This is a genomic window from Bordetella sp. BOR01 (genome assembly GCF_019218885.1).
In the GTDB taxonomy this organism is placed as follows: domain Bacteria; phylum Pseudomonadota; class Gammaproteobacteria; order Burkholderiales; family Burkholderiaceae_B; genus Bordetella_A.
Window position 1 is genome coordinate 947,932 of the sequence record NZ_JAHUWT010000003.1, and the last position, 23,705, is coordinate 971,636.

Genomic DNA, 23,705 nt, shown 5'->3' on the forward strand with positions numbered 1-23,705 from the left:
CTAGCGGGTATTACCGAACAGGAAGTATTGGCAATGGCGTCGCCGGCGTATTGGCAAAAATTGAAAAACCGGGACCGGGCCGGTCAGCCCTAATGCACCGCCCCCGCGGCAGCCGCCTTGGCAAATTGCAGCGGTGTGATGCCGTAGCACCGCTTGAACTGCTTCGTGAGCGCGCTCTGGTCATAGAACCCCGTCGCCGCGGCCACTTGCGCGATCGGCATCCCGCGGCGCAGATAGTGGCAGGCACGCTTGAGGCGCACTTGGGTCAGGTAGGTGTGCGGCGTCAGGCCCAGGCAGCGCTTGGACAGCCCGATCAGCTGGAAGGGCGTGAGGCCGACGGCGGCGCTCAAGTCTTCAAGAAGCAGGTCCTGCGCGTGCCGGTCATTGACCAGTTCGGTCACGATCCGGATAAGCGCCCGGTCCCGCGGCGGCGGATCGATGCGCCCCCCACCGCTGCCGTGCCGTCGGTACAGGCGTCCGAACGTCGAGAACAGCAGCTCCCGTTCGTGGAAAAGGTCGCAGCCGTCCTCCAGTGCCCGATACAGGGCCAGGAAGCCGCCGACAAGGTCGGCGTCGCCGAACCGGTTGCTCATGAAATAAGGAACATCCTCGATACCCAGGCCCCGCGCCACCGCATCGATTGCCGACTGCGTAAGATAGAACGAGCGGTAGCGCCAGCGTTCGCTCGAACCCATCCAGCCCGCGTGCGCTTCGACCGGATTGAAGACGAACAAGGTCGACGACCGCGCTTCCTCGACCACGCCGCGGCTCTTGATCACCGACCCGCCCGTCTCGGTGACCGCTATCACCAAGCCGTCATGCGTATGCGGCGGATACTCCTGAGTCGTGAAATCGGCGCACATCAGGCTCAGGCCGGGTGTGTGCCTATCCCACCAATAGCGCGATAGATTCTTTGTGTCGGTGCGTGCCACGATGTGGTCTCACAGTCGTCCGGAAGCCCGGGACTACGCTTGTAGTATGCAAGAAACGGCTACTACCTGCCATAGGCAGCAATGCGCCAGCGGCGGCGCCCCGGCAACCTGGCCGTGCCTCGATTCACCGGCCCGCTGCCCGGCCTGGACCCGTCAGCCTGTATAGCCGCGCCGGAACGGCGCCGCCGCGCCCGGGGTGGGCGGGGTGGTGGAAATCAGCCGGCTTGTCGCCAGCAGATTCGGCACCAGTTCGCGCTTCATGCGCGCCAGCGTCCAGCGCGTGCTGGGGGCCGAAATATTGACCGCCGCTGCCGGTTGGCCACGCTTGTCGAACACCGGCACGGCCACATTCAGGTCGCCGCGGTAATACTCGCCGTTGGCATAGGCATAGCCCTGCTCGCGCGCTTCGGCAACCATGTCCATCAGCTGGCCCAGGTCGGTCACGGTATTGGGTGTGTACTTCGGCCGGGGCGATGCCTTCAGCAGGTCGCGCGCCTGCTCGGGCGGCAACATCGACAACCAGGCCCGTCCCGCCGAAGTGCAGAAAATCGGCAGGCGGCGGCCCAGGGGCATGTGTACGCCCGTGGTCAGGTGCGTGGCACAACGCGCCACGTAGATCATGTCGGTACCATAGGGCTCGGCCAGATTCACGGTCTCGGAAATCTGGCGGTTCAAGTCCAGCAGGTAGGGGTTGGCGCGCTCGACCAGCGCATCCACCAGCAGGTACCGGTAGCCCAGTTCGAAGATCTTCGGCGTCAGCGAATACCGCTTGCTTTCGAGGTCTTTGTTCAGGAAACCCAGCGTCTCGAGGGTATAGGCGAAACGTTGGGCCGAACTCTTGGAAATACCTGCGGCAGCGGCCATTTCCGGCAGGTTCATGAGAGGGCGGTCAGGCCCGAACGCGGCGAGCACGTCGATTCCTTTGGAAAAAGACATGCTGAACAGCGGCGAGGCCGTGGGATCTTCCACGGCCACATCATTCTCTTTTTTCTTGCGTCCGACCATAAGGCGAGCCCTGTCTCCAATGGGATGAATTGTAGCGGTCAGATCTGCTGCCCAGGGCTCTGCGGCGCCTGTTTGCGAACGCGCGATGGCCACAGCACCAGGCAGCTGCCCAGTGCAATGACCGCGGCGCACAGCGAGAAGACCGGCGGCAGACGTTCGCCGAACAGCGCGCTGCTGCACGCGATGCCCACGAAGGGCGTCAAGGCCAGCAGCTGGCCCGCCACCGTGGACGGAACGCGGTTCAACAGGCGGCTCCAGGCCCAGACCGCCATGGCGGTAGGCACCAGCCAGTTCCACACGATGATGGCAACCAGCGGCAAAGTCAGGTTGGTTGCACGGCCGGATTCCAGTATTACCGCCGCCACCCCGATCGGACAGGCCGCCGCGACCAATTGCCAGAACGTCTGGCACAGCAGCGAGGCACGCCATTGACGCCCTCCGTACAAAGCGGCGCCCAGCCCCCAAAGCGCCGCGGCCGCCAATACCATCGCCATGCCCAGCGGCACGCCGGGGCTGTTCCAGTCGATCACCGAAGGGTCCAGGAACAGCGCCAGGCCTGCCAGGCCCAGGCCCACGCCCGCCAGTTGCCGCCAGGCAAGCCGCCCCTTGCCCATCAGGCTGCTGAACAATGCCGCCCACACCGGCATGCTATAGACCAGGGTGACCGTGCGGCCCGCGGGCAGGAATTGCAGGGCGACACTGACCAGCCCCAGCACCGACGCGAACTGCAGCAAACCTATCAGGGCCAGCCGGGCGCGCTCGCCGGCCGGTGGCAGCAGTGCCGCCTCGCCTTTGATGCGCATCAGCAGCGCGACCACCACCGCCGCGCCCACCACGCGCGTTGCCGAAAACGTCAAAGGAGGCATATCGACGAACGCGCGCTTCATCAACGGATAATTCGAGCCCCAGGCAATCACCACCAGCGCAGCGTAGCCCAGCGTGGCGGCCAGGTTGCCGCCGGTCCAACCGGGGTCGCGCGTGGGGGCAGGAACAGGGTCGCGTCTTGTCATGGGAATGGGGGCTCCGGCCGCTACCTATATTCGCAGATGGTCGCGCAGTTTGTAGTAGGCCGCCATCAGGTTCATGACCGGCAAGCGCCACGAATGGAAAGGCAGTGCCGGCATTGCACCCTGCATGGGACCGCAGGATACGGTGGCGCCCAGCGCCATGTCGGCCGCCAGCCTGCCCAGCAAATGGGTCAAGGCCACGCCGCGCCCGCCATATCCCGCGGCAAAGATCACCCGTGGCGAATGGCGTACGACATGCGGAAAATCGTCCAGGGTTACCGCCACTTTGCCCGACCATTGGTGCTCGATGGGCACGTCCTGCAACTGGGGAAACAAACGGCGCAGGCCCGTAACCAGGTTGCCATAGATCTCCGGTGTCTCGATGCCGCTGAGCGCGCCCCGGCCGCCGAACAGAATGCGCTGGCCGGGCACGCGCCGAAAGTAGTTCACCAGATGGCGAGTGTCGGTTACCAGATGGCCTTCTGTGAACATCGTGGCATAAAGGTCATCAGGCAAGGGGCGCGACGCCACGACAGAAGTTGCCACCGGCACAATGCGCCGCCTCAGCCCCGCGGGCAAGGGGAACAATTCCGTATAGGCATTGCTGGCCACAATCACGGTGGTGGCGCGCACGCACGCCTCGGGCGTTTCCAGCACGCAACCCTGGGCGTGCTCGCGTATGCGCACAACCGGCGTACCGACATGAATCGGCACACCGGTCGCGGCCAGGGCGGCCGCCAGTTCGCGGGCATAGCTCAATGGATGGATGCCCGCTGCGCGCGTATCCAGATAGCCGCCCCGGTACGCGCCCGAACCGATCAGGCGGGTGGTTTCGTCAGGCTCCAGATAGCGCGGGTGGCGATCGCCGGCCTCGGCGGCCAGCCAGGCGATGTCCTGGCGCAGCGCCTGCGCGTCTTGCCGCGTATAGGCAGCCGTAATATGCCCGCAACGCGAGAAACCGCCGTCCAGATTGAAGTCGGCCACGTTTTGTTCCAAGGCGTCCACCGCGTCGAACACCAGCCTGTGCAGCAGGCGCGTCTGCTCATGGCCGAACTGGCGAGCCAACGCCGCCCAGCCCGACTTGTAGCGCAGCACCGCCATGCCGCCATTGCGGCCGCTGGCGCCCCAGCCAGCGTCGTTGGCTTCCAGGATGCATGTCTGGACGCCCCGCCGGCTCAAATGCAGCGCGGCATTCAGTCCGGTGAATCCGCCGCCCACAATCGCGCAATCCACCTGCAGCTCACCCCGCAAGGGATATAGCGCGGGCGGCGGAACCGCGGTCGCATTCCAGATGGAAGGGGCATGGGGCAAAGCGTCAACAGCAACTACATTGTCCATGGATCTCACGCAGGAAGGCCCAGCGCATCGCGCAGGCGATGCCAGTGAATAGCGGCATCCACTGCCGGCCCGCGCAAGGCATGCCAGGGCAGGGCGCCAATGGAAGAAACCGGATAGTCCAACGCGGCCGGGGCACGCCCCAGCGCCGCTTCGGCCAGCGTGGGCCCGAAACGCACTGCCAGGGCCACACCCCGTCCGCCGAAACCGCAAGCCGTCCACAACCCGGGTTCGGGATTGCCCAGATGGGGCACATCATCCAAGGTCAGCGCGACACGGCCCGACCACACGCAGTCCCAGGGGACGCCCCGCAGTTGCGGAAAGCGCACATGGGCCGCCTGCCGCAGGCGTGCCAGCGTGTCAGACCCGGCCAGCCCCGAACGCGGCCCTCGCCCGCCGATCAAGAACCGGCCATCGGGCGACAGGCGACAATAGACCGTCAGCTTGCGCGCCTCGGATACGCCTGCCATGCGCGGCAGCACCGCGCGCCTGAGGTCATCGGGTAGCGGCACGGTGGCCGCCTGGGCACTGGTCACGTGCAGCATCGAACGCGCCTGGGCAGGGTACAGCGCATCGGTGTAGGCATCTGTTGCCAGCACCACGGTCCGGGCGGCAATGCTGCCCTGGTCCAGCCGCAGCGTCCAGCCGTCTGGCGTGCGGCGCAGTTCCCTGACGCTGCTGTGCGCATGCAGGCGGGCGCCGGCGCGAACCGCCGCGGCCGCCAGGCCCAGCGCCAGCTTGCGAGGCTGAACCGCGCCGGCTGCCGACTCCATATAGCCGCCCACGTAATGCGTGGATCCCGTCAGCGCCGCCATCTCATCGGCATCCAGCGCCACCGCGCCGCTTTGCTGCAGGGCCCGGGCCCGCGCATGCAGGGCCCGGTACGCGCGCGGGGTCACGGCGGCCTGAATCCAGCCATTGCGCGTCGCATCGCAGCCAATCGACAAACGATGGATCAGGTCGAAGGTGTAATCGGCCGCGGAATGCGCGAACGCCAGCATGCGCTCAGCGGTCAATGCACCGAATCGCGCCACCAGCGCATCGGGGGCGGGCTTCAAGCCCGGCACCACCTGGCCGCCATTGCGGCCAGAGGCGCCCCCGGCCAGCGGGCCGGCTTCCAGCAGCATCGGCCGCGCCCCCGCCTCTGCCAGCGACAATGCCGTCGACAAACCCGTAAAGCCGCCACCGATGACGGCCACGTCGCACGCATGCGCACCCGCGGCCAAGGGCTGCGCGACACGGGGCTGCGTATCGTCGTTCCACAGTATGCGAGCCGACGCCGGGGCAGTCATGTGCCGCCTTTCATCACAAGGTTCGGCAGCCACAGCGCGATGTCGGGCACCATTGCAAGAATCAGCACCCCGACCAGCATCATGATCCAGTACGGAATCGCCGCCAGCGCCGCACGGCCCAGGCTGACTTCGCCGTTGGTGATCGCGGTCAACACGAACAGGTTCATGCCCACGGGCGGGGTCAGCATGCCGATCTCGATCAGGATGGTGATGATCACGCCCGTCCAGACTGGGTCATATCCCGCGGCCATCATCAGCGGATAGACGATGGGAATCGTCATCAGCATGAGCGAGATGCCGTCGAAAAAGCAGCCCAGCACCAGATAGGCAGCCACCACGAACACCAACACGGCGTACTTCGACAAACCCATGTCGGTCACGGCACCCACCAGCGCCTGCGGAGTACCCATGATCGTCAGTGCCTGGGCCAGCACCAGCGCCCCCAACATGACCGTGGCAATCGCCCCGAACACGCGCGCCGAGGTGAAGAAGGCGCGCCCGACCTTGCGCAGCGTCAGTTCGCCCCAGCAGAAGCCGGTGATAATGGCCGCCACGACGCCCAGGGCGGCAGCCTCGGTGGGCGTGGCCAGGCCCATGTACATGGTGCCCAGCACGGCAAAGGCCAGGAATGCCACCGGCCAGATGCGCACCAGCCCGCGCAGCCGCTGCGCCAGCGGCATGGCCGGCTCGGCGTGGCCCATTTCTTCGGGGAAACGCCGCGCGCGCAGCGCGATGATGCACATGAACATGGACGCCAGCATCAAGCCCGGCAGCACCCCCGCCAGGAACAGACGGCCGATCGACACCCCTTGGGTTGCGCCATAAAGCAATAGCGAAAGACTGGGCGGGATCAGCAGGCCAAGCGTGCCGCCGGCGGCCAGCGTGGCCACTACCTGCCCGCGGTTGTAGCCACGGTTGCGCAGTTCAGGATAAGCCACCGAGCCCACGGCGGCGGCAGTCGAGGTACTGGCGCCGCTGACTGCGCCGAAGACGGTGCACACGGCAATATTGGTATGCAGCAGCCCGCCCGGCACTTGCCTGAAGAAGGGCGACACCGCATTGTAGATACGCGAAGACACCCCGCTGACCAGCAGGATCTCGCCCATGAAAATGAAGATCGGGACCGCCGACAGCGTGAAGTCGACGAACACATTCCACACCGCCGTAATGGCCAGGTCTTCACCTCCGCCGGCGCCGAATCGCAGGATCGACAAACCCGTCAGTGCCAGGCCGATGCCGATAGGCACCCCGGTCAGCCCGGTGACGAGCAGCCCCGTCAGCAATAGCATCCACACCATGCTCGGCTCTCCTCAGACGCCGCTGGGCGGCAGGGTGCCGTCCTCGGCCGGCGCACGCCGGGATTTGAACAAGATGAATCCGGCCATCAGCACGCAGGCCAGCACGATCAGCGCCATCCACGGCCAAAGCACGATGCCGGCGATATCGGTGCGTGCCTGGATCTGATACGACACCAGCGCGAAGTCGAAGGCGTAGCTTCCGAACCAGAAGGCAAACAAGATGACCAGCCCGTTGGCAAGGCGGTCGGTCCAGCGCCTGACAGCGGGCGGAAAGCAGTCGGTCACCAGCGTCACTTCGATGTGCTGGCGATGCAGCGTGACGTACGGCAGCGCAAGGAATACCAATGCGGAGAACAACAGGCCAACCAGTTCCTCGGTGAAGGGAAATGGCGAGCCCACGACATAGCGCATCACCGCCGACAAGGCCACGAACAAAGTCAGGGCGATGCCGCAAAAAGTGGACAGGCGCAGCAGTACCGTCGCGACGCCTTTTGCAAGTGTGTACATGAATCTGCTCCAGAAGGTGGACACCCCGGGTGTCCACCGCCGCGTCATGATTGCCGCCCGGGCTTACCAGCCCAGGGCCTTGACCACCCGTTCATGGTTTTCCTGGGCCTTGCCGCCCGCCTGGCGGGACGACGCGTTCCAGACTTCGCGAGAGGCCTCGGCAAAGCGCTTTTGGTCGGCCTCGGGAAACGGCGCCAGTACCGTGCCGCCCTTCTTTTTCCATTCGTCTTCCGATGTCTTGTCGACCTGGCCCTGCAAGTAGGCCGCGAAAGATTCCTGCTCGATCTTGTTGGCCGCATTCTGCAAGATCTGCTGCACGTCCGGCGGCAGCGCGTCATACGCCTTGCGGGACACGATGATGTTCAGCGGATGCAGCACATACGGGAACAGGTACGCCGCATTGGGCGCCACCTCTTGCAGCGACACGGTCAGGCCGAAGTGGATCGGGTAGACGGAACAGTCGACTACGCCGGTGCGCATCGCCATGTACAGGTCGTTCTGCCCGACGATCTGGGCCGAGATCCCCAGCTTGGCGAAGGTATCGGCCTGGGCTTTCTCCCAGACGCGCACTTTCTTGCCCTTCAGGGCTTCCAGCGTATTGATCGGTTCCTTGCACATGAGGTGGGTGTCGCGCACCGGATGCGCCACGAACCCCAACAGCTTGATTCCCCACTTGTCGTAAGTGGTCTGGTAGATGTCTTTCAAAGTCGGCGCCAGCTTGTCCAGCTGCTCGGGCTGCGGCACGACCCCGGGAGGCAGCGTCACGGCGTACTCGGGCTCGTCGCGCGTCATGTAGCCGGGGTACAGGCCCGCGATCTGGATCACATTGCCCCGCGGCAGCACCCGCAGCATGTCGACGTCCTTGACGCCCAATGTCGCCCCCGGGAAAAGCTGGATGTGCAGCTTGCCACTGGCCTGCTTGTTCACTTCATCGACGAACTTCTGGTAGTACTGGGCTTCGACTCGCGCCGGCACCCACACCATATGCATTTTCCACTGCGTCGCTGCCGCGGCCGCCGTGCCCGCCACCAGCCAGGTTGCGGCCACTGCCATCCAGGCAAGCAGCCGGCCGGTCCAACGTTTCCCCTTGTGCATCGCGATCTCCTTGATGTGATTCAGGTATGTCGAGATACTGCTTTATGAGTGCCGCAGCCAGGCCACGGCACGCCGTCAACCGGTGAAGCCGTATAACGCCTCGGCCTGCGCCGCTGAAAGTTTGCCGTCCGCGATATCGGCCCGCACGGCCTGGCGCTCGCGCTTGGCCGGATCGCCGTAGCCTCCGCCGCCGGGCGTCTGCACAATGACGCGGTCGCCCTTGCGCAAATCGGCCACCTGCTTGGAAGGGATCTCTTCCACCTCGCCGGATGCACGCACGATGACCGAATGCTCGCAGGCGCCGCTGGCGCCGCCTGCGGAACCCTGTGCAGGGCAATAGTGCCGCTCTCCGCGGTGCGTAAAGACTGCGCTGTCGCCCAGCAGCTCGAATTCCTTGACCAGGCCCAGCCCGCCGCGGAACGTTCCTGCGCCGCCCGAATCCGGACGCAGTTCCAGCCGGTGCACGCGAATCGGCGCCTCGAGTTCCAGCGCCTCGACCGGCAGATTCATGCAGTTCGATGCGTCGGTCTCGACCACATCCACCCCGTCGCAGCGACGGCTGGCACCGCTGCCGCCCGTGATCAGTTCGCCAACGACATAAGACTTGCCATCGGCCTGCTTGCCGCCGAACGCCAATGCCAGCAGCACGCCAGCCGAATCCGCGGGCACCTTGTCGGGCAGCGCCTCTTTGAAGGCGCCCAGGATGCAGCCGGTAATACGCTTGATGGTGGCAGTGCGCGAACCCACCGGTGCCGGCTCTTCGGGATTGACCAGCGAGCCCTTGGGCAGGTGCAGCGACACCGGCCGGAAGCAGCCGGCATTGGTCGGGATCTCGGGATCGGTCAAGGCGCGCACCGCAAAGTACGCGGCCGCCTGCGACCCGGATTTGACGCAATTGAACGGGCCGCGCAACTGCGCGCTGGAGCCCGTGAAATCGACATGCATGGCACCGTTGCCCACCGTCACGGCCACTTCGATGCGCACGCGCTGGTCCAGATCGATGCCGTCGTTGTCCAGCCAGTCCACGTAGCGGTACACACCGGCTGGAATCATGTCGAGCTGCGCGCGCGTCAATGCCTCGGAATGCGTCAGCAATGCGGCGAATACGGATTCGAGCAAGGCGATGTCGTATACCTTGGTCAGCTCGACCAGGCGGCGTGCGCCGATCCGGCAGGCGGCAATCTGCGCGTTGATGTCCCCCATGAAGGTATCGGGAATGCGCACGTTCAGCCGCAGCAAGCTGACCAGCGTCTGGTTGATCTCGCCAGCGTCGAACAGCTTCAGTGGCGGGATCCGGATCCCTTCTTGATAGATTTCGGTCGCGTTGGTGGGAATGGACCCGGGCGTCATGCCGCCCACGTCCTGGTGGTGCGTCATCGTGGCCGACATCGCAATCACCCGCCCATCGACAAACACCGGCGCCACCAGCGCGATGTCCGGCAAGTGCGTGCCCCCCAGATACGGGTCGTTCATGATGTAGATGTCGCCATCCCGCATCGTATCCAGCGGATACTCGCGCAAGAGGGTCTCCACGATGGGGATCAGCGTCGCCAGGTGAATGGGCACGGCGCAGGCCTGCGCCAGCGATTCGCCGGCGGTCGTGAACAGGCTGGCCGACGCGTCCAGCCCTTCTTTCACGATCGGAGAAAACGAACTGCGCAGCAGCGTCGACTCCATCTCGTTGGCAATGCCTTCCAGCTTGTTGCGCACCACCTCCAGCGTGACCGGATCGGGGCCGGCCTGAGCCGCCTTGCCGGGCGGCGGCGCCGGACGTTCGAGCGTAGCTTGATTCGTCATGATGTGTTCTCTGGCTTGTCGTGATTAACGGGTCAGGATGAGATTGCCGTTGTCGTCCACCCGGCCTTGCCAGCCCGGCTCGACCAGCGTGGTGGTATCGGCCTGCTCGACGATGGCCGGCCCCTGGAACTCGAAACCGGCCGGCATGGCTTCGCGGCGATAGATATCGGCTTGCGCGGGGCCATCCTGGCCGGCCACCAGGATGCTGCGCTGTCCGCGCAGCGGCGGCTCGCCTGTGCTCTGGTAGGCCGAACTGTCGATGCTGTCCTGGCCGCCAGCCTGGTGCACGGCGCGCAGGTTGACAATGCGCGCGGGTGTGCGGGTGCTGTAGCCGTAGATTCGGGCATGGGCCTGCAGAAACTCTTCCAACAGCAGGCCGCACGGATCGTCGGCGTCGGGCAGCAGTGGCACTTCGATCGAATACGCCTGGCCGACATAGCAAATGTCGGCGTAGTACCGTACGGCACTGCTGTGCGGTTGTGTCGCCTCGTTGCGCATCAGTTCGGCGCATTGCGCATCCAGCGTATCCAGCACGGCGCGGATAGCCGGTATTTCGCCGGCATCCAATGCCTTGCCGAAAGCCAGCGAGCTTTCGTGCTCGATGGGCGCAGCCAGCAACCCTGCGGCCGACAGCACCCCCGGATAACGCGGCACGACCACGCGCGATATGCTGAGCTCGTGCGCCAGCGGCACGATATGCACCGCACCGCCGCCGCCCAGCGGCATCAGCGTGAACTTGCGCGGATCCAGCCCCTGGCGGATAGATACCAACCGGATACCCTCGGCCATCTGGGCGTTCACGATCCGGTGTATGCCCAACGCGGCCTGCTCGACAGTCATTCCCAATGGGCGCGCGATCTTTTCCATGATCGCTTCATGCGATTTTTCCGGATATAGCTTGAGCGACCCGCCGGCAAAGTAATCGGGGTTCAGGTAGCCCAGCACGATCGATGCGTCGGTCACGGTCGGCTGTTCCCCGCCTCGCCCAAAGCAGGCCGGGCCGGGTTCCGAGCCGGCCGAACGCGGCCCCACGCGCAGCCCGCCGGCACCGTCAATCCACGCAATCGAGCCGCCGCCGGCCCCGATCGAATTCACGTCCACCATGGCAACACGCACCGGGTAGCCGTCGATCAGGCCTTCAGAACGGATCATCGCCTTGCCTTTGCTGATCAACGCGATGTCACTGCTGGTTCCACCGATATCCACCGTGATCAGGTCTTCCGTGCCGGCCGCTTTCCCGGCGATCTGGGCCCCGATCACACCGGCAGCCGGCCCCGACAGGAACAGGCGCACCGGGCGGCTGCGCGCCACTTTCGAGGCCATCAGCCCGCCGCGCGACTGCATGACCTGGAAAGGCGCCTGCACGCCGCTTTTCTCCAGCCCGTTCTCCAGCCGCGATAAATAGCGATCGATAACTGGCTTGACGTAGGCGTCGAAACCCGTGACCACCGTGCGCTCATACTCGCGAAAGGCCGGGTCCACCTCGTGCGACACCGCCAGGGTAAGGTCCGGGTAGGCGGCCGATATCAAGGCCTTGGCGCGCTGCTCGTGCTGCGGATTCGCAAAAGAAAACAGAAAGCAGATAGCCAGCGCATCCACGTCCTGTGCGACGAGTTCGGCTACCCGCTGCATCAGCGCCTCTTCATCCAGGGCCGTCACGATCGAGCCATCGGCGGCAACCCGCTCGGGCACCTCTTTGCGCAAGCCGCCCGGAATCAGGAACGACGGCGTCTCTGACGTCAGGATCACGTCATACATGCGATGGCGCATCTGCCGCCCGATTTCCAACACGTCCTTGAACCCTTGCGTGGTAATCAGGCCGACCTTGGCTCCCCGGCGTTCCAGCACGGCATTGGTGGCGACCGTCGTGCCGTGCACGAAACGCTCGATGTACTTGGGGTCGACCCCCCACTCGTCGCGAATACGTCCGATCGCGTCGAAGACCGCCAGGCTTTCGTCCTGGCGCGTCGTCGGAATCTTGAAGTAGCGCAGCCGCCCGCTTGCATCCCGCCCGACCACATCGGTAAAAGTGCCGCCGATGTCCACGGCCACTTGCAATGCTTCAGACATATCACGAACCCCTCGAATAGAAATCTTGAACGGAAAGCGCATTTTCTATTTATCGTTTATCGATACGATTAAATCGATATACGCTATAAGGTAAGGGGCCGCGTGTACGGTGTCAACGCCTATGCAGCGCCTGCCGCACCGGGGTTTTCCCTAGCCGCACCGGCAAGGGACAATAAAAAAACCCAGCCGGGATGGCTGGGTTTTTTTGCAGGGCCGCCCGCGTTGCGGGCGTCAGGTTTCGTCATGGGATTCCATCGGGATCAACCCACCCGCTTACGCGTTTCCGCACTACTTATATCGTCTATGTGCCGGAATGCAGAGGCGATTTTAGATGCTTTTTATAAAAGAATAGGGCTGCGAATGCAGCCCTATCCTCACCGCCTGGATTTCCCGAGAAAAATCCAACTACTCACGAGATCCTGCACGTCATGCGTCGATATTCGACGCCGACAGCGCGTGGGTTTCAATGAACGCGCGGCGCGGTTCGACATCGTCGCCCATCAGGGTGGTGAAGATCTCGTCGGCCGCAATGGCGTCTTCGATCTTCACACGCAGCAGGCGGCGCACGGTCGGGTCCATGGTGGTTTCCCAGAGCTGCGCGGGGTTCATTTCGCCCAGGCCCTTGTAGCGCTGCTTCGAGATGCCGCGCTCGGCTTCGTTGCGCAACCACTGCATGGCCTCGCGGAAGTCGGCCACGAATTGCTCTTTGCGCTTGTCGCCTTCGCCACGCGCCACGATCGCACCGGCGCCGATCAAGCCCAGGAAGGTCTTGGCCGACTTGGCCAGCACCGCGTAGTCGGCACCCTGCACGAAATCGGCGTCGATGACGCTCAAGCGCACATTGCCGTGGTGCATGCGGCGCACCATCAGCCGATGCAATTCATGGGCCTCGTCGAATTCGGCGGTGACATCGACGCCATTGCCCGCCACGGCTTCGTGCATGGCATCGGACAGTCGCTTGGCCGACGCGGCAGCCGCCTCGGCCGACGACAGGTCGATCTCGACCCCTTCGGCCATGGCCGACAGGGCGTCCACGTCGAACAGGCGTGTCAGGCGCGCGATGACGGCATCGGCCAGCACGTACTGGCGCGCCAGTTCGGCCAACGCCTCGCCCGCGATGGGCGCCGCGCCTTGCGCGGGCACCAGTTGGGCGTCTTTCAGCGCCAGCTGCAGCATGAACTGCGCTTCTTCCTGGTCGTCTTTCAGATAGCGTTCGTCGCGCCCGACCTTCACCTTGTACAGCGGCGGCTGCGCGATATACACATAGCCGCGATCGATCAGTTCGGGCATCTGACGATACAGCAGCGTCAACAGCAGCGTGCGGATGTGGGCGCCGTCGACGTCGGCGTCGGTCATGATGATCAGGCGGTGGTAGCGCAGCTTGTCGATGTTGAAATCGGGGCCGATGCTGGTGCCCAGGGCCGTGATCAGCGTGGCGATCTGCTCGCTGGCGATCAAGCGGTCGAAGCGGGCCTTTTCCACGTTCAACACCTTGCCGCGCAGCGGCAGGATGGCCTGGAACTTGCGGTCGCGGCCTTGCTTGGCCGAGCCTCCGGCCGAATCGCCCTCGACGATGTACAGCTCGCACAACGCCGGATCTTTTTCCTGGCAGTCGGCCAGCTTGCCCGGCAGGCCGGCGCCTTCCAGCACGCTTTTACGGCGAGTCATCTCGCGCGCCTTGCGGGCGGCCTCGCGCGCACGCGCGGCTTCGACGATCTTGCCGCACAGCGCCTTGGCATCGTTGGGATGTTCCAGCAGCCAGGATTCCAGCGTACGCGCCACGGCATCTTCCACCGCGGGACGCACCTCGCTGGACACCAGCTTGTCTTTGGTCTGGCTGCTGAACTTGGGTTCGGGCACCTTCACCGACAGTACGCAGGCCAGGCCTTCGCGCATGTCATCGCCCGAGGTCTCGACCTTGGCCTTCTTGGCCAGCTCGTTGTCGGCAATGTACTTGTTGATGACCCGCGTCATGGCCGCGCGCAGCCCGGTCATGTGCGTGCCGCCATCGCGCTGCGGAATGTTGTTGGTGAAGCACAGCACCGTTTCGCTGTACGTGTCGTTCCATTGCATGGCCACTTCCACACCCACCGGTATGCCGCCGGCGCTGGACTCGGCCATGACGGCAAACACATTGGGATGCAGCACGGTCTTGGAACGATTGATGTATTCCACGAAGCCGCGCACGCCGCCCGAGAATGCAAAGTTCTCTTCCTTGCCCTGGCGCTGGTCCACCAGGCGAATCTTCACGCCATTGTTCAGGAACGACAGCTCGCGCAGCCGCTTGGACAGGATGTCGTAGTGGTACTCGATATTGTTGAAGATGACGGGGTCGGCCAGGAAGCGCACTTCGGTGCCGCGCTTGTCGGTGGTGCCGGTCACCGCCAGCGGGGCCACGCGCTCGCCCTGGCGGAATTCCATCTGGTGCACCTGGCCGTTGCGGCGGATGGTCAGCCGCAGCCATTCGGACAGCGCGTTCACGCACGACACGCCCACGCCATGCAAGCCGCCGGACACCTTGTACGAGTTCTGGTCGAACTTGCCGCCGGCATGCAGTTCGGTCATGACGATTTCCGCCGCACTGCGGCCGAATTCGTCTTCCTTGTGAATATCAGTGGGGATGCCGCGGCCGTTGTCGGTGACGGAAATCGAGTTGTCGGTATGGATGGTGACCACGATGTCATCGCAGTGGCCGGCCAGCGCCTCGTCGATGGCGTTATCGACCACTTCGAACACCATGTGGTGCAGCCCGGTGCCGTCGGAAGTGTCGCCGATATACATGCCTGGGCGCTTGCGCACGGCCTCCAGCCCTTTGAGCATCTTGATCGAATCGGCGCCGTAGCCGGTGTTCTCGGGATTGCTGTTCTGCTGATCTGACATGTTTGTATCGCTAACACTTCAAAAGACGGCCTGGCGGCCAGACCGCGGCGGGCGGCAAGCGCCCGCGCGGCATAAACCCGGAGAGGCGGATCAGATCCGCATGGGCATGACGACGTATTTGAACTGGTCGTCGTCGGGCAGGGTGATCAGGGCCGACGCATTGGCATCGGGCATGACCGACCACTGGATGTTCTCGGTCTTGACGTTGGCCAGCACGTCGAGCAGGTAGCTGACGTTGAAGCCCACATCCAGGGCTTCGTGGCCGTAGTCGATGTCGAGCTCTTCCTGCGCCTCTTCTTGTTCGGCGTTGGAAGACGAGATCTTCATCTGGTTCTGCGCCAATTGCAGGCGCACACCCTTGAACTTGTCGGTGGTCAGGATGGCCGCGCGCTGCAGGCTGCCCTGCAGGGCTTCGCGGCTGATCACGAACTGGCGCGTGTAATTGGTGGGAATCACACGCGTGAAATCGGGGAACTTGCCTTCGACCAGCTTGGAAACCAGCTCGACGTCGCCGAAACGGAAACGGATCTGGCCCGGCGCCACGTCGATGGAGACGGGCTCGTCGGAATCTTCCAGCAGGCGCTGCATTTCCAGCACGGTCTTGCGCGGCACGATGACTTCATGGCGCTCGGCGATGCCGTCGGCTTCGGTGGCGCAGTGCGCCAGGCGGTGGCCATCGGTGGCCACGGCGCGCACGCAGCCGGCTTCGAATACCAGCAGCATGCCATTCAGGTAGTAGCGGATGTCTTGCTGCGCCATGGCGAAGTGCACCATGTTGAACACGTGGCGCAGCGTGCGTTGCGGCAACGTCAGGGAGACATCCCATTTTTCGGGTTGCGCAACCGTGGGAAATTCGCTGGCGGCCAGCGTTTGCAGCGCAAAGCGGCTTTTCGCCGAATTCACCGACAGCTTGTTGTTGGCCAAGGCCAGCTTGACCTCGCCCGTATCGGGCAGCGCCTTCAGGATATCGAGCAGCTTGCGCGCCGCCACAGTGGTGGATTCGTTGTCCTGGCCCACACCGAAATCGGCGTGCGTAGTGATCTGGACTTCGAGGTCGGTCGCAATGAAGGAAACCTTGTTGCCTTCTTTGCGCATGAGGATGTTCGCCAGGATGGGCAGGGTATGGCGTCTTTCGACGATTCCCGCCACGGTCGACAGCGGTTTCAGCAATGCATCGCGTGTGGTTTGTACGAGTTGCATGTTCATCCTTTTAGAGTTTGTTCCAACACGTGCAGGGTATGGTTCAGCTCGGCCTGCTTGGCGCGGGCATCGGAAATCTTGCGCACGGCGTGCAGTACGGTGGTGTGATCACGGCCACCGAACAGATCGCCGATTTCCGGCAGGCTCTTCTGGGTGAGTTCCTTGGCCAGGTACATGGCCACCTGGCGCGGCATGGCAATATTTGCCGGCCGCCGTTTCGAATACATGTCGGCGACCTTGATCTTGTAGAAATCGGCCACGGTCTTCTGGATATTCTCGACGGTGATCTGGCCGTTGGACACCGACAGCAGGTCTTTCAGGGCTTCCTTGCAAACGTCGACCGACACCACGTCGCGGCCGTGGAAGCGGGCATACGCCAATACCTTGCGCAGCGCGCCTTCCAGTTCGCGCACGTTGCTGCGCAGGTGCTTGGCGATGAAGAAAGCCACCTCTTCGGGCATGGGCACGCCTTCGGACTCGGCCTTGCGCAGCAGGATGGCCACGCGCATTTCGAGTTCGGGCGGCTCGATGGCGACGGTCAGGCCGGAATCGAACCGCGAGATCAGGCGGCTGTCGATGCCGGCCAGTTCTTTCGGATAGGTGTCGCTGGTGATGATGATTTGCTTGCGCTGCGCGACCATGGCCTCGAACGCATAGAAGAATTCTTCCTGCGTGCGGCTCTTGCCCGAAAAAAACTGGATATCGTCGATCAGCAGCAGGTCGAGCGAATGGTAGTAGCGCTTGAAGTCGTCGAAGGCCTTGCGCTGGTACGCCTTGACCACGTCGGACACGTATTGGTCGGCATGGACATAGCGCACCCGCACCCCGGTGCCGGCAGCGACCATGGCGTTGCCGATGGCGTGGATGAGGTGGGTCTTGCCCAGGCCAACGCCGCCGTACAGGAATAGCGGGTTGTATGAAATACCCGGGTTCTCGGCCACCTGCAGCGCCGCCGCGCGCGCCAACTGGTTGGCCTTGCCGGTGACGAAATTCTCGAATGCCAGGTCGGTGTTCAGGCGCGAGCGTTCGTACACCGCGCCGGCCGCGTCGGCCTGTACCGCCGCCGCCACGGCGGCGACCGAGGCGGCGGGCGACGGGGCGATGGGTGCAGCGGGCGCGGCGGCAGGCACGCCATTGGGCCCGGGCGCCACAGGGGCGCGGGGCGCCGCGGGCATGCGCGGTGCCGCGCTGCCGGCGGGCAGTTCGAACGCCACTTGCACCGGCCGCTGGAACCATTCGGCCGCCAGGGCCTCTATTTGATGAGAAAAATTCTTGCGCACCCAATCCAGCTTGAACCGGTTGGGCGCGGCAACGCGTAACACGGCCTGCGTCTCGTCGTACGCAAGCGGAACCAGCGGCCGTATCCAGGCGCTGATCTGTTGGGGGGGAAGTTCCTGCTCTAGACGACTGACGCAGGTCTGCCAGAATTCTTTCATGTCGCTCTTATTCAAACCTCGATTCTACCTTGCCTAGGGGTGGGTTATCCACAGGCTGCGGCTGTTACGTCCCTGTCTTCGGGCCGTAACTGTTTGACAAGGCAGAGAAAACTTGCTGAAATGATGGGCTTTTCCGAATTCTGTCTGTCAGAAGGTTCTTTTTATGTACGCCGGGGGCCGTCCCCGCCGTTATTTGTGCCAGGGCATGCCCTGGCCGAGAACCCGTCGGGCAGGTCCCTTCTGACGTTGTTCTTTTTGTGGATCGTCCATGAAACGCACCTACCAACCTTCCGTTACCCGCCGCAAGCGCACTCACGGCTTTCGCGTACGCATGAAAACCCGCGCCGGCCGTGCCGTGCTGAACGCCCGCCGCGCCAAGGGCCGCAAGCGCCTGGCCGTCTAAGGCCGGCACCGGGTCTTTCCGCCTTTCGCGTATCGCCGCACCGGTCGTTCATGCCTCGCGCCACGCTTCCTCCCGAGGCGCGGCTGCATCGCCCCTCTGAGTTTGCCGCTGCCCTGAAAGGGCGCCGGCTGGCCCGAGGGGCTTTCTTCATTCTCAGCGCCGCGCCCAGCAGCCTGCCCCCTGGGCCGGCTGCCCAGGCACGCCTGGGCATGGTCATCGCCAAGCGCTACGCTATGCATGCCAGCACGCGTAACGCCCTCAAGCGTGTCATCCGCGAGGCCTTCCGGCATTGCCGGCTGCAACTGCCGCCCCAAGACTACGTGCTAAGGCTGCACAGCAAGCCGGCCCCGGCCTCGCTCACTGCGCTGAAACGCCTGGCGCGTACCGAAGTGGATGCTCACTTCGCTCGAGTGAAGCCATGATCAAGGCCCTGCTGATCGCACCCATCCGGTTCTACCGGTTTTTCCTGAGCCCCTGGCTGGGGCGGCAGTGCCGTTTCACGCCCACCTGCTCGGCCTATGCCATCCAGGCCATCGAGCAGCACGGCGCCTGGCGCGGCAGTTGGCTGGCGGTGCGCCGCATCGGCCGTTGCCACCCGTGGTCGCCGGGCGGACACGACCCCGTGCCGTCCCCGCACCACCCCGACGAGCCCGCGTGCTGCGCGCATCAGCGCCGCACCGGTCCCAATTGACGCTAAACTCGCGGGTTTGCCGTTCCGTTTCCGGCCGGCCCGCATACTTACCGTAGGCACCATGGATATCCGACGAACCATCCTCTGGATGATCTTCTCTTTCTCGCTGTTGCTCCTGTGGAACAACTGGCAAATCCATAACGGCAACCCGTCGTTGTTTGGCGGCCCGCCGGCGGCCAGCAGCAACGAGCCGGCGGCTGCCCAGCAGCCGGGCGCCGGCGGCCAGGCTGCCACGCCCTCGGTGCCTACGAGTCCCGCCCCGGCCGCCAGCACGGTGCCCGGCGCCACGCCCGCGCCGGCCGCGGCCAAGGCCCAGCAGGTCGTGGTCACCACCGACGTGCTGCGCCTGACCTTCGACACCACCGGCGCGCAGCTGGTGCGTGCCGAGTTGCTCAAGTATCCGACCGCCGGCCAGGCCAATAAGCCCACCGTGCTGCTGGACCGTTCACCCGAGATGACCTACGTGGTGCAGTCCGGCCTGGTTGGCGCCCCCGATGGGCAAAGCTTTCCCAATCACCAGACGCCGTTCCGCCTGGTGTCCACCGACCATGAACTGACCGGCGACAACCTGCAAGTCATCTTCGAGGCCGAATCGGGCGGCCTGACGGTCACCAAGACCTACACCCTGCATCGCGGCCGTTACGACATCGACGTGCAGCATGCCCTGGCCAACACCACCGACGCCGCGCTTTCGCCGTCGCTGTATCTGCAGCTCGAGCGCGACGGCAACGATCCGGCCGACACGTCCAGCTTCTATCACACGTTCACCGGCGTGGCGGTCTATTCCGAACAGGAAAAATTCCAGAAGATCACCTTCTCGGACATCGCCAAGAACAAGGGCGACTACGTCAAGCAAGCCGATAATGGCTGGCTGGCGATCGTGCAGCATTACTTCGCCACGGCCTGGGTGCCCCCGCAGGGCAAGCCGCGCACCAACGAACTGCTGCAGGTGCAGCCCAACCTGTACGCCGCGCGCAGCATCGAAGCTGTCGGCGCGGTGCAGCCGGGCGCCACCGCCCAGGTCGATTCCCACCTGTGGGTGGGTCCGCAAGACCAGAAAGCCATGGGCGCCCTGGCGCCGGGCCTGGAACTTGTGGTCGACTACGGCTGGCTGACCATCATCGCCAAGCCGCTGTTCTCGTTGCTGACTTGGTTGCACAGCCTGCTGGGCAACTGGGGCTGGGCCATCGTCGCCCTGACGGTCATCATCAAGGCGGTGTTCTTCCCGCTGGCTGCCGCCAGCTACCGCTCGATGGCGCGCATGAAGCAAGTGGCGCCGCGCCTGCAGGCCCTGAAAGAGAAGTACGGCGACGACCGCCAGAAACTCAACCAGGCCATGATGGAGATGTACCGCACCGAGAAAATCAACCCGCTGGGCGGCTGCCTGCCCATGGTGGTGCAGATTCCGGTGTTCATCGCGTTGTACTGGGTGCTGCTGGCCAGCGTCGAAATGCGCGGTGCGCCATGGATCCTGTGGGTGCACGACCTGTCGGTGCGCGACCCCTACTTCATCCTGCCGGCCATCATGATGGCCACCATGTTCCTGCAGATCAAGCTGAACCCCACGCCGCCCGATCCCATCCAGGCCAAGGTCATGATGATCATGCCGCTGGTGTTCGGCGGGATGATGTTCTTCTTCCCGGCCGGCCTGGTGCTGTACTGGTGCGTCAATAACACGCTGTCCATCGCACAGCAGTGGACCATCACGCGCAATCTTGAACGCAAGACGGCTGCCGCGGCCAATAAGTAGCACAGCCGCCCGCGTAGCCCCGCAGGTGCCTGGCACCTGCCCGATTTCGCCGTGCCTTCAAAAAAGGGCACGGCGAAATTTATTGTGGGGCAGAGTCTATTAGTTTTTGTTTATGGTCAACCGGCAATAAATCAATTTCCCTGCGGTCATAAGGCAATCCTACTATTGCAGCGGTACGGCGCACTGCCCGCCTCCAGGCTCGCGGCGCCAAGCAACATCGCTGCCATTTCAAGTTAGGAAACCGCCATGACCGACAAGACACTGACCACCGCCGCCGGCGCGCCGGTCGCCAACAATAACCATTCGATGACGGCCGGCCCGCGCGGGCCGGTACTGCTGCAAGACGTCTGGCTGATCGATAAACTGGCGCACTTCGCCCGCGAACGCATTCCCGAGCGGGTCGTGCACGCCAAGGGCTCGGGTGCCTACGGCACGCTGACCGTCACGCACGACATCACGCGCTACACACGCGCCAGGCTGTTCTCGCAGGTGGGCAAGCAAACGCCACTGTTCATCCGTTTTTCCACCGTGGCCGGCGAACGCGGTGCGGCCGATGCCGAACGCGACGTGCGCGGCTTTGCCATGAAGTTCTACACCGAAGAAGGCAACTGGGACCTGGTTGGCAACAACACCCCCGTGTTCTTCCTGCGCGACCCCTTGAAATTTCCCGATTTCATCCACACCCAGAAACGCGATCCCCAGACCAACACGCGCAGCGCCAGCGCCGCCTGGGACTTCTGGTCGCTGAATCCCGAATCGCTGCATCAGGTCACCATCGTCATGAGCGATCGCGGCCTGCCGCAGAATTACCGGCAACAGCACGGTTTCGGTTCGCACACCTTCAGCCTGGTCAACGCCGAAGGCGAACGCTTCTACGTGAAGTTCCACTTCAAGTCGATGCAGGGCATCGCCTGCTACACCGATGCGCAGGCCGCCGAACTGGTGGGCCATGACCGCGAAAGCGCGCAGCGCGACCTGTTCGACAATATCGAACAGCACAATTTCCCGCGCTGGGCGATGAAGATCCAGGTCATGCCCGAAGCCGACGCGGCCACCTACCACATCAACCCGTTCGACCTGACCAAGGTCTGGCCGCATGCCGATTACCCGCTGATCGACGTGGGCACCATCGAACTGGACCGCAATCCCGAAAACTACTTTGCCGACGTCGAGCAAGCCGCGTTCACGCCCGCCAACGTAGTGCCGGGCATCGGCTTCTCGCCCGACAAGATGCTGCAGGGTCGCCTGTTCTCGTATGGCGACGCGCATCGCTATCGCCTGGGCGTGAACCACCATCAGGTGCCCGTCAACGCGCCGCGCTGCCCGTTCCACAGCTTCCATCGCGACGGCGCGGTACGCGCCGACGGCAACCAGGGCGGCACGATCAACTACGAGCCCAACAGCGCCGGCGAATGGCAGGAATCGCCGGCCGCGGCCGAACCGCCCCTGGCACTGGACGGCCAGGCGGCCGACCGCTGGAACCACCGAGTCGACGACGACTATTATTCGCAGCCCGGTGCCCTGTTCCGCTTGATGAGCGACGACCAGAAGCAGCAGTTGTTCGGCAATATCGGGCGCCATATGGCCGGTGTGCCCGAATACATCCAGCGCCGCCAGCTGGAACACTTCCGCCGGGCCGATCCGGACTACGCCGCCGGCGTGGCGAAGGCGCTGGGCTTGCAATAACACCGCGTAGTGCTGGCGGGGCCAGTGCACTGGCGCCTGCCTCGCCGCTTTGACCCCGTGAATGCCCCCTGGGTACAGAGTGCCCCGGGGGCATTCGCGTTTCCCCTCCCAGTAGGCGCGTACAAGCCCCCATTGACATTCCCTGTGTGTCGGTCGTATGGTTTATAGAACCTTTAGATGATTTAACCCCACGGCCCACCCTGTGCATAAAAACAACCCCGCCCGGACCGGGGTGGACCGACGAGCGCCAACCCCCGCATTTTTGTCCGGCACGCCATCGGCCCATCGGCCAGGCAGACCCGAGGAGAGAGACATCATGAGGCATCATGCCCACAGCACGCGCAGCCAGTTGGGCCGCCGGATAATCACTGGCGCACTAGGAGCAGTCCTGGCCGGCAGCATGGCCAGCGCCCTGGGTGCGGGCTACCCGGATAAACCCATACGCATCGTCGTCCCGTGGCCGGCGGGCGGCCTGGTGGACCTTCCTGCCCGCTTGCTTGCCGACAAACTACAGGCGGAACTGGGCGCTACCGTCATCGTCGAGAACAAGCTGGGCGCGGGAGGCACGATCGGCGCCGATACCGTCGCCAAGGCCCCGGCCGACGGTTACACGCTGATGGTGACAACCAGTGCCATTGCCATCAACCAGGCGGTGGGGCTGCCGCAGCCATTCAACTTGCGGCAAGACTTCCAGCCTGTCGCGCCGCTGGCCTATGCCCCGCTGATCCTGGTCACCCATCCCACCCTGGGGCCGCAATCCCTTGCCGACCTGATCGCCCGGGCCCGGGCGAGGCCCGGCCAACTCAACTATGCTTCGGCCGGCAACGGCACGCCCGGTCATCTGGCAGGCGAATGGCTGAAGTCGCGTGAAAAACTCGACATCCTGCACATCGCATACAAGGGTGGGCCACCAGCCATGACGGACCAGATTGGAGGCCGGGTGGATTTCCATTTCGCCAACGCCGCCGTGGCGTTGCCGCAGATCATGGCCGGCAAGATCACCGCCTTGGCCGTGGCCAGCGACAGGCGCATGCCTCAACTACCGCAAGTGCCAACCATGGCCGAGGCAGGCGAACCGGGCTTCAACACTGACCAATGGATCGGCTTGCTGGCACCCAGGCAGACCCCCGCCGCCGTGATCGAGCGGCTGAACGAGGCAACATCAAAAGCGCTGGGCGACCCCCAGGTGCGCGAGGCCATGACACGCAGCGGCATCACGGCGGCCGACCCCGCCAGCGTCGCCCAGTTCGACGCCGTGGTGGGCGCAGACCTGGATAAATGGACGAGCATCGTCCGCACCGCGCATATCAAAGTGGAGTGA

Annotated in this window: 19 protein-coding genes; 6 read left to right on the forward strand and 13 right to left on the reverse strand. The window is 64.3% G+C overall.

What is annotated here, in order from left to right; genetic code table 11:
- Window positions 1–89 precede the first annotated feature (89 nt).
- The 13 genes from KW845_RS19310 to dnaA all read right to left on the reverse strand — a co-directional run bounded on the left by KW845_RS19310 (window position 90) and on the right by dnaA (window position 17,854).
- Complete coding sequence (locus KW845_RS19310; protein WP_218370954.1) at window positions 90–932, reverse strand: AraC family transcriptional regulator; 843 nt, start codon at window positions 930–932, stop codon at window positions 90–92.
- A gap of 153 nt (window positions 933–1,085) precedes the next feature.
- Window positions 1,086–1,901: an IclR family transcriptional regulator gene (locus KW845_RS19315; RefSeq protein ID WP_370628255.1), complete on the reverse strand. Its 816-nt coding sequence runs from the start codon at window positions 1,899–1,901 to the stop codon at window positions 1,086–1,088.
- A 74-nt stretch (window positions 1,902–1,975) separates the two neighbouring features.
- Window positions 1,976–2,947, reverse strand: a complete 972-nt coding sequence (locus tag KW845_RS19320) for a DMT family transporter (protein WP_218370956.1) — start codon at window positions 2,945–2,947, stop codon at window positions 1,976–1,978.
- A 24-nt stretch (window positions 2,948–2,971) separates the two neighbouring features.
- Window positions 2,972–4,282, reverse strand: coding sequence for an FAD-binding oxidoreductase (locus tag KW845_RS19325; protein ID WP_218370957.1), 1,311 nt, complete (start codon window positions 4,280–4,282; stop codon window positions 2,972–2,974).
- Between the two features lie 5 nt (window positions 4,283–4,287).
- Window positions 4,288–5,571 (reverse strand): FAD-binding oxidoreductase, encoded by a 1,284-nt coding sequence (locus KW845_RS19330; RefSeq protein WP_218370958.1) that lies wholly within the window; start codon window positions 5,569–5,571, stop codon window positions 4,288–4,290.
- Window positions 5,568–6,869 carry a TRAP transporter large permease gene (locus KW845_RS19335; RefSeq protein ID WP_218370959.1) on the reverse strand — a complete coding sequence of 434 codons (1,302 nt, stop codon included), beginning with the start codon at window positions 6,867–6,869 and terminating at the stop codon, window positions 5,568–5,570. The genes KW845_RS19330 and KW845_RS19335 overlap by 4 nt, the downstream gene beginning before the upstream one ends.
- 12 nt (window positions 6,870–6,881) lie before the next feature.
- Window positions 6,882–7,376, reverse strand: a complete 495-nt coding sequence (locus tag KW845_RS19340; RefSeq protein WP_218370960.1) for a TRAP transporter small permease — start codon at window positions 7,374–7,376, stop codon at window positions 6,882–6,884.
- A gap of 63 nt (window positions 7,377–7,439) precedes the next feature.
- Complete coding sequence (gene dctP, locus KW845_RS19345) at window positions 7,440–8,471, reverse strand: TRAP transporter substrate-binding protein DctP (RefSeq protein WP_218370961.1); 1,032 nt, start codon at window positions 8,469–8,471, stop codon at window positions 7,440–7,442.
- Window positions 8,472–8,546: 75 nt separating this feature from the next.
- The gene (locus KW845_RS19350) at window positions 8,547–10,268 is read right to left on the reverse strand and encodes a hydantoinase B/oxoprolinase family protein (protein WP_218370962.1); all 1,722 of its coding nucleotides are present in this window, start codon (window positions 10,266–10,268) and stop codon (window positions 8,547–8,549) included.
- 24 nt (window positions 10,269–10,292) lie between these two features.
- Window positions 10,293–12,338 (reverse strand): hydantoinase/oxoprolinase family protein, encoded by a 2,046-nt coding sequence (locus KW845_RS19355; protein WP_218370963.1) that lies wholly within the window; start codon window positions 12,336–12,338, stop codon window positions 10,293–10,295.
- 426 nt (window positions 12,339–12,764) lie between these two features.
- Entirely contained in the window at window positions 12,765–15,218 is a 2,454-nt protein-coding gene (gyrB, locus tag KW845_RS19360; protein ID WP_218370964.1) for a DNA topoisomerase (ATP-hydrolyzing) subunit B, read from the reverse strand.
- A 90-nt stretch (window positions 15,219–15,308) separates the two neighbouring features.
- Window positions 15,309–16,418, reverse strand: coding sequence for a DNA polymerase III subunit beta (gene dnaN, locus KW845_RS19365; protein WP_218370965.1), 1,110 nt, complete (start codon window positions 16,416–16,418; stop codon window positions 15,309–15,311).
- A gap of 2 nt (window positions 16,419–16,420) precedes the next feature.
- A complete protein-coding gene (gene dnaA / locus KW845_RS19370) occupies window positions 16,421–17,854 on the reverse strand; it encodes a chromosomal replication initiator protein DnaA (protein WP_218370966.1) in 1,434 nt (477 codons plus the stop codon).
- 268 nt (window positions 17,855–18,122) lie between these two features.
- Here dnaA and rpmH point away from each other — a divergent pair, with 268 nt between their 5' ends.
- From rpmH to KW845_RS19400, 6 genes are all read left to right on the forward strand, one after another.
- The gene (gene rpmH, locus KW845_RS19375) at window positions 18,123–18,257 is read left to right on the forward strand and encodes a 50S ribosomal protein L34 (RefSeq protein ID WP_029577875.1); all 135 of its coding nucleotides are present in this window, start codon (window positions 18,123–18,125) and stop codon (window positions 18,255–18,257) included.
- A gap of 50 nt (window positions 18,258–18,307) precedes the next feature.
- Window positions 18,308–18,679 carry a ribonuclease P protein component gene (locus KW845_RS19380; RefSeq protein WP_218370967.1) on the forward strand — a complete coding sequence of 124 codons (372 nt, stop codon included), beginning with the start codon at window positions 18,308–18,310 and terminating at the stop codon, window positions 18,677–18,679.
- A complete protein-coding gene (yidD, locus tag KW845_RS19385; protein WP_218370968.1) occupies window positions 18,676–18,948 on the forward strand; it encodes a membrane protein insertion efficiency factor YidD in 273 nt (90 codons plus the stop codon). Before KW845_RS19380 ends, yidD begins: the two co-directional genes overlap by 4 nt.
- Before the next feature lie 61 nt (window positions 18,949–19,009).
- The gene (gene yidC, locus KW845_RS19390) at window positions 19,010–20,698 is read left to right on the forward strand and encodes a membrane protein insertase YidC (protein WP_218370969.1); all 1,689 of its coding nucleotides are present in this window, start codon (window positions 19,010–19,012) and stop codon (window positions 20,696–20,698) included.
- 246 nt (window positions 20,699–20,944) lie between these two features.
- Window positions 20,945–22,384 carry a catalase gene (locus KW845_RS19395; RefSeq protein WP_218370970.1) on the forward strand — a complete coding sequence of 480 codons (1,440 nt, stop codon included), beginning with the start codon at window positions 20,945–20,947 and terminating at the stop codon, window positions 22,382–22,384.
- Between the two features lie 316 nt (window positions 22,385–22,700).
- Window positions 22,701–23,705: a tripartite tricarboxylate transporter substrate binding protein gene (locus KW845_RS19400; protein WP_218370971.1), complete on the forward strand. Its 1,005-nt coding sequence runs from the start codon at window positions 22,701–22,703 to the stop codon at window positions 23,703–23,705.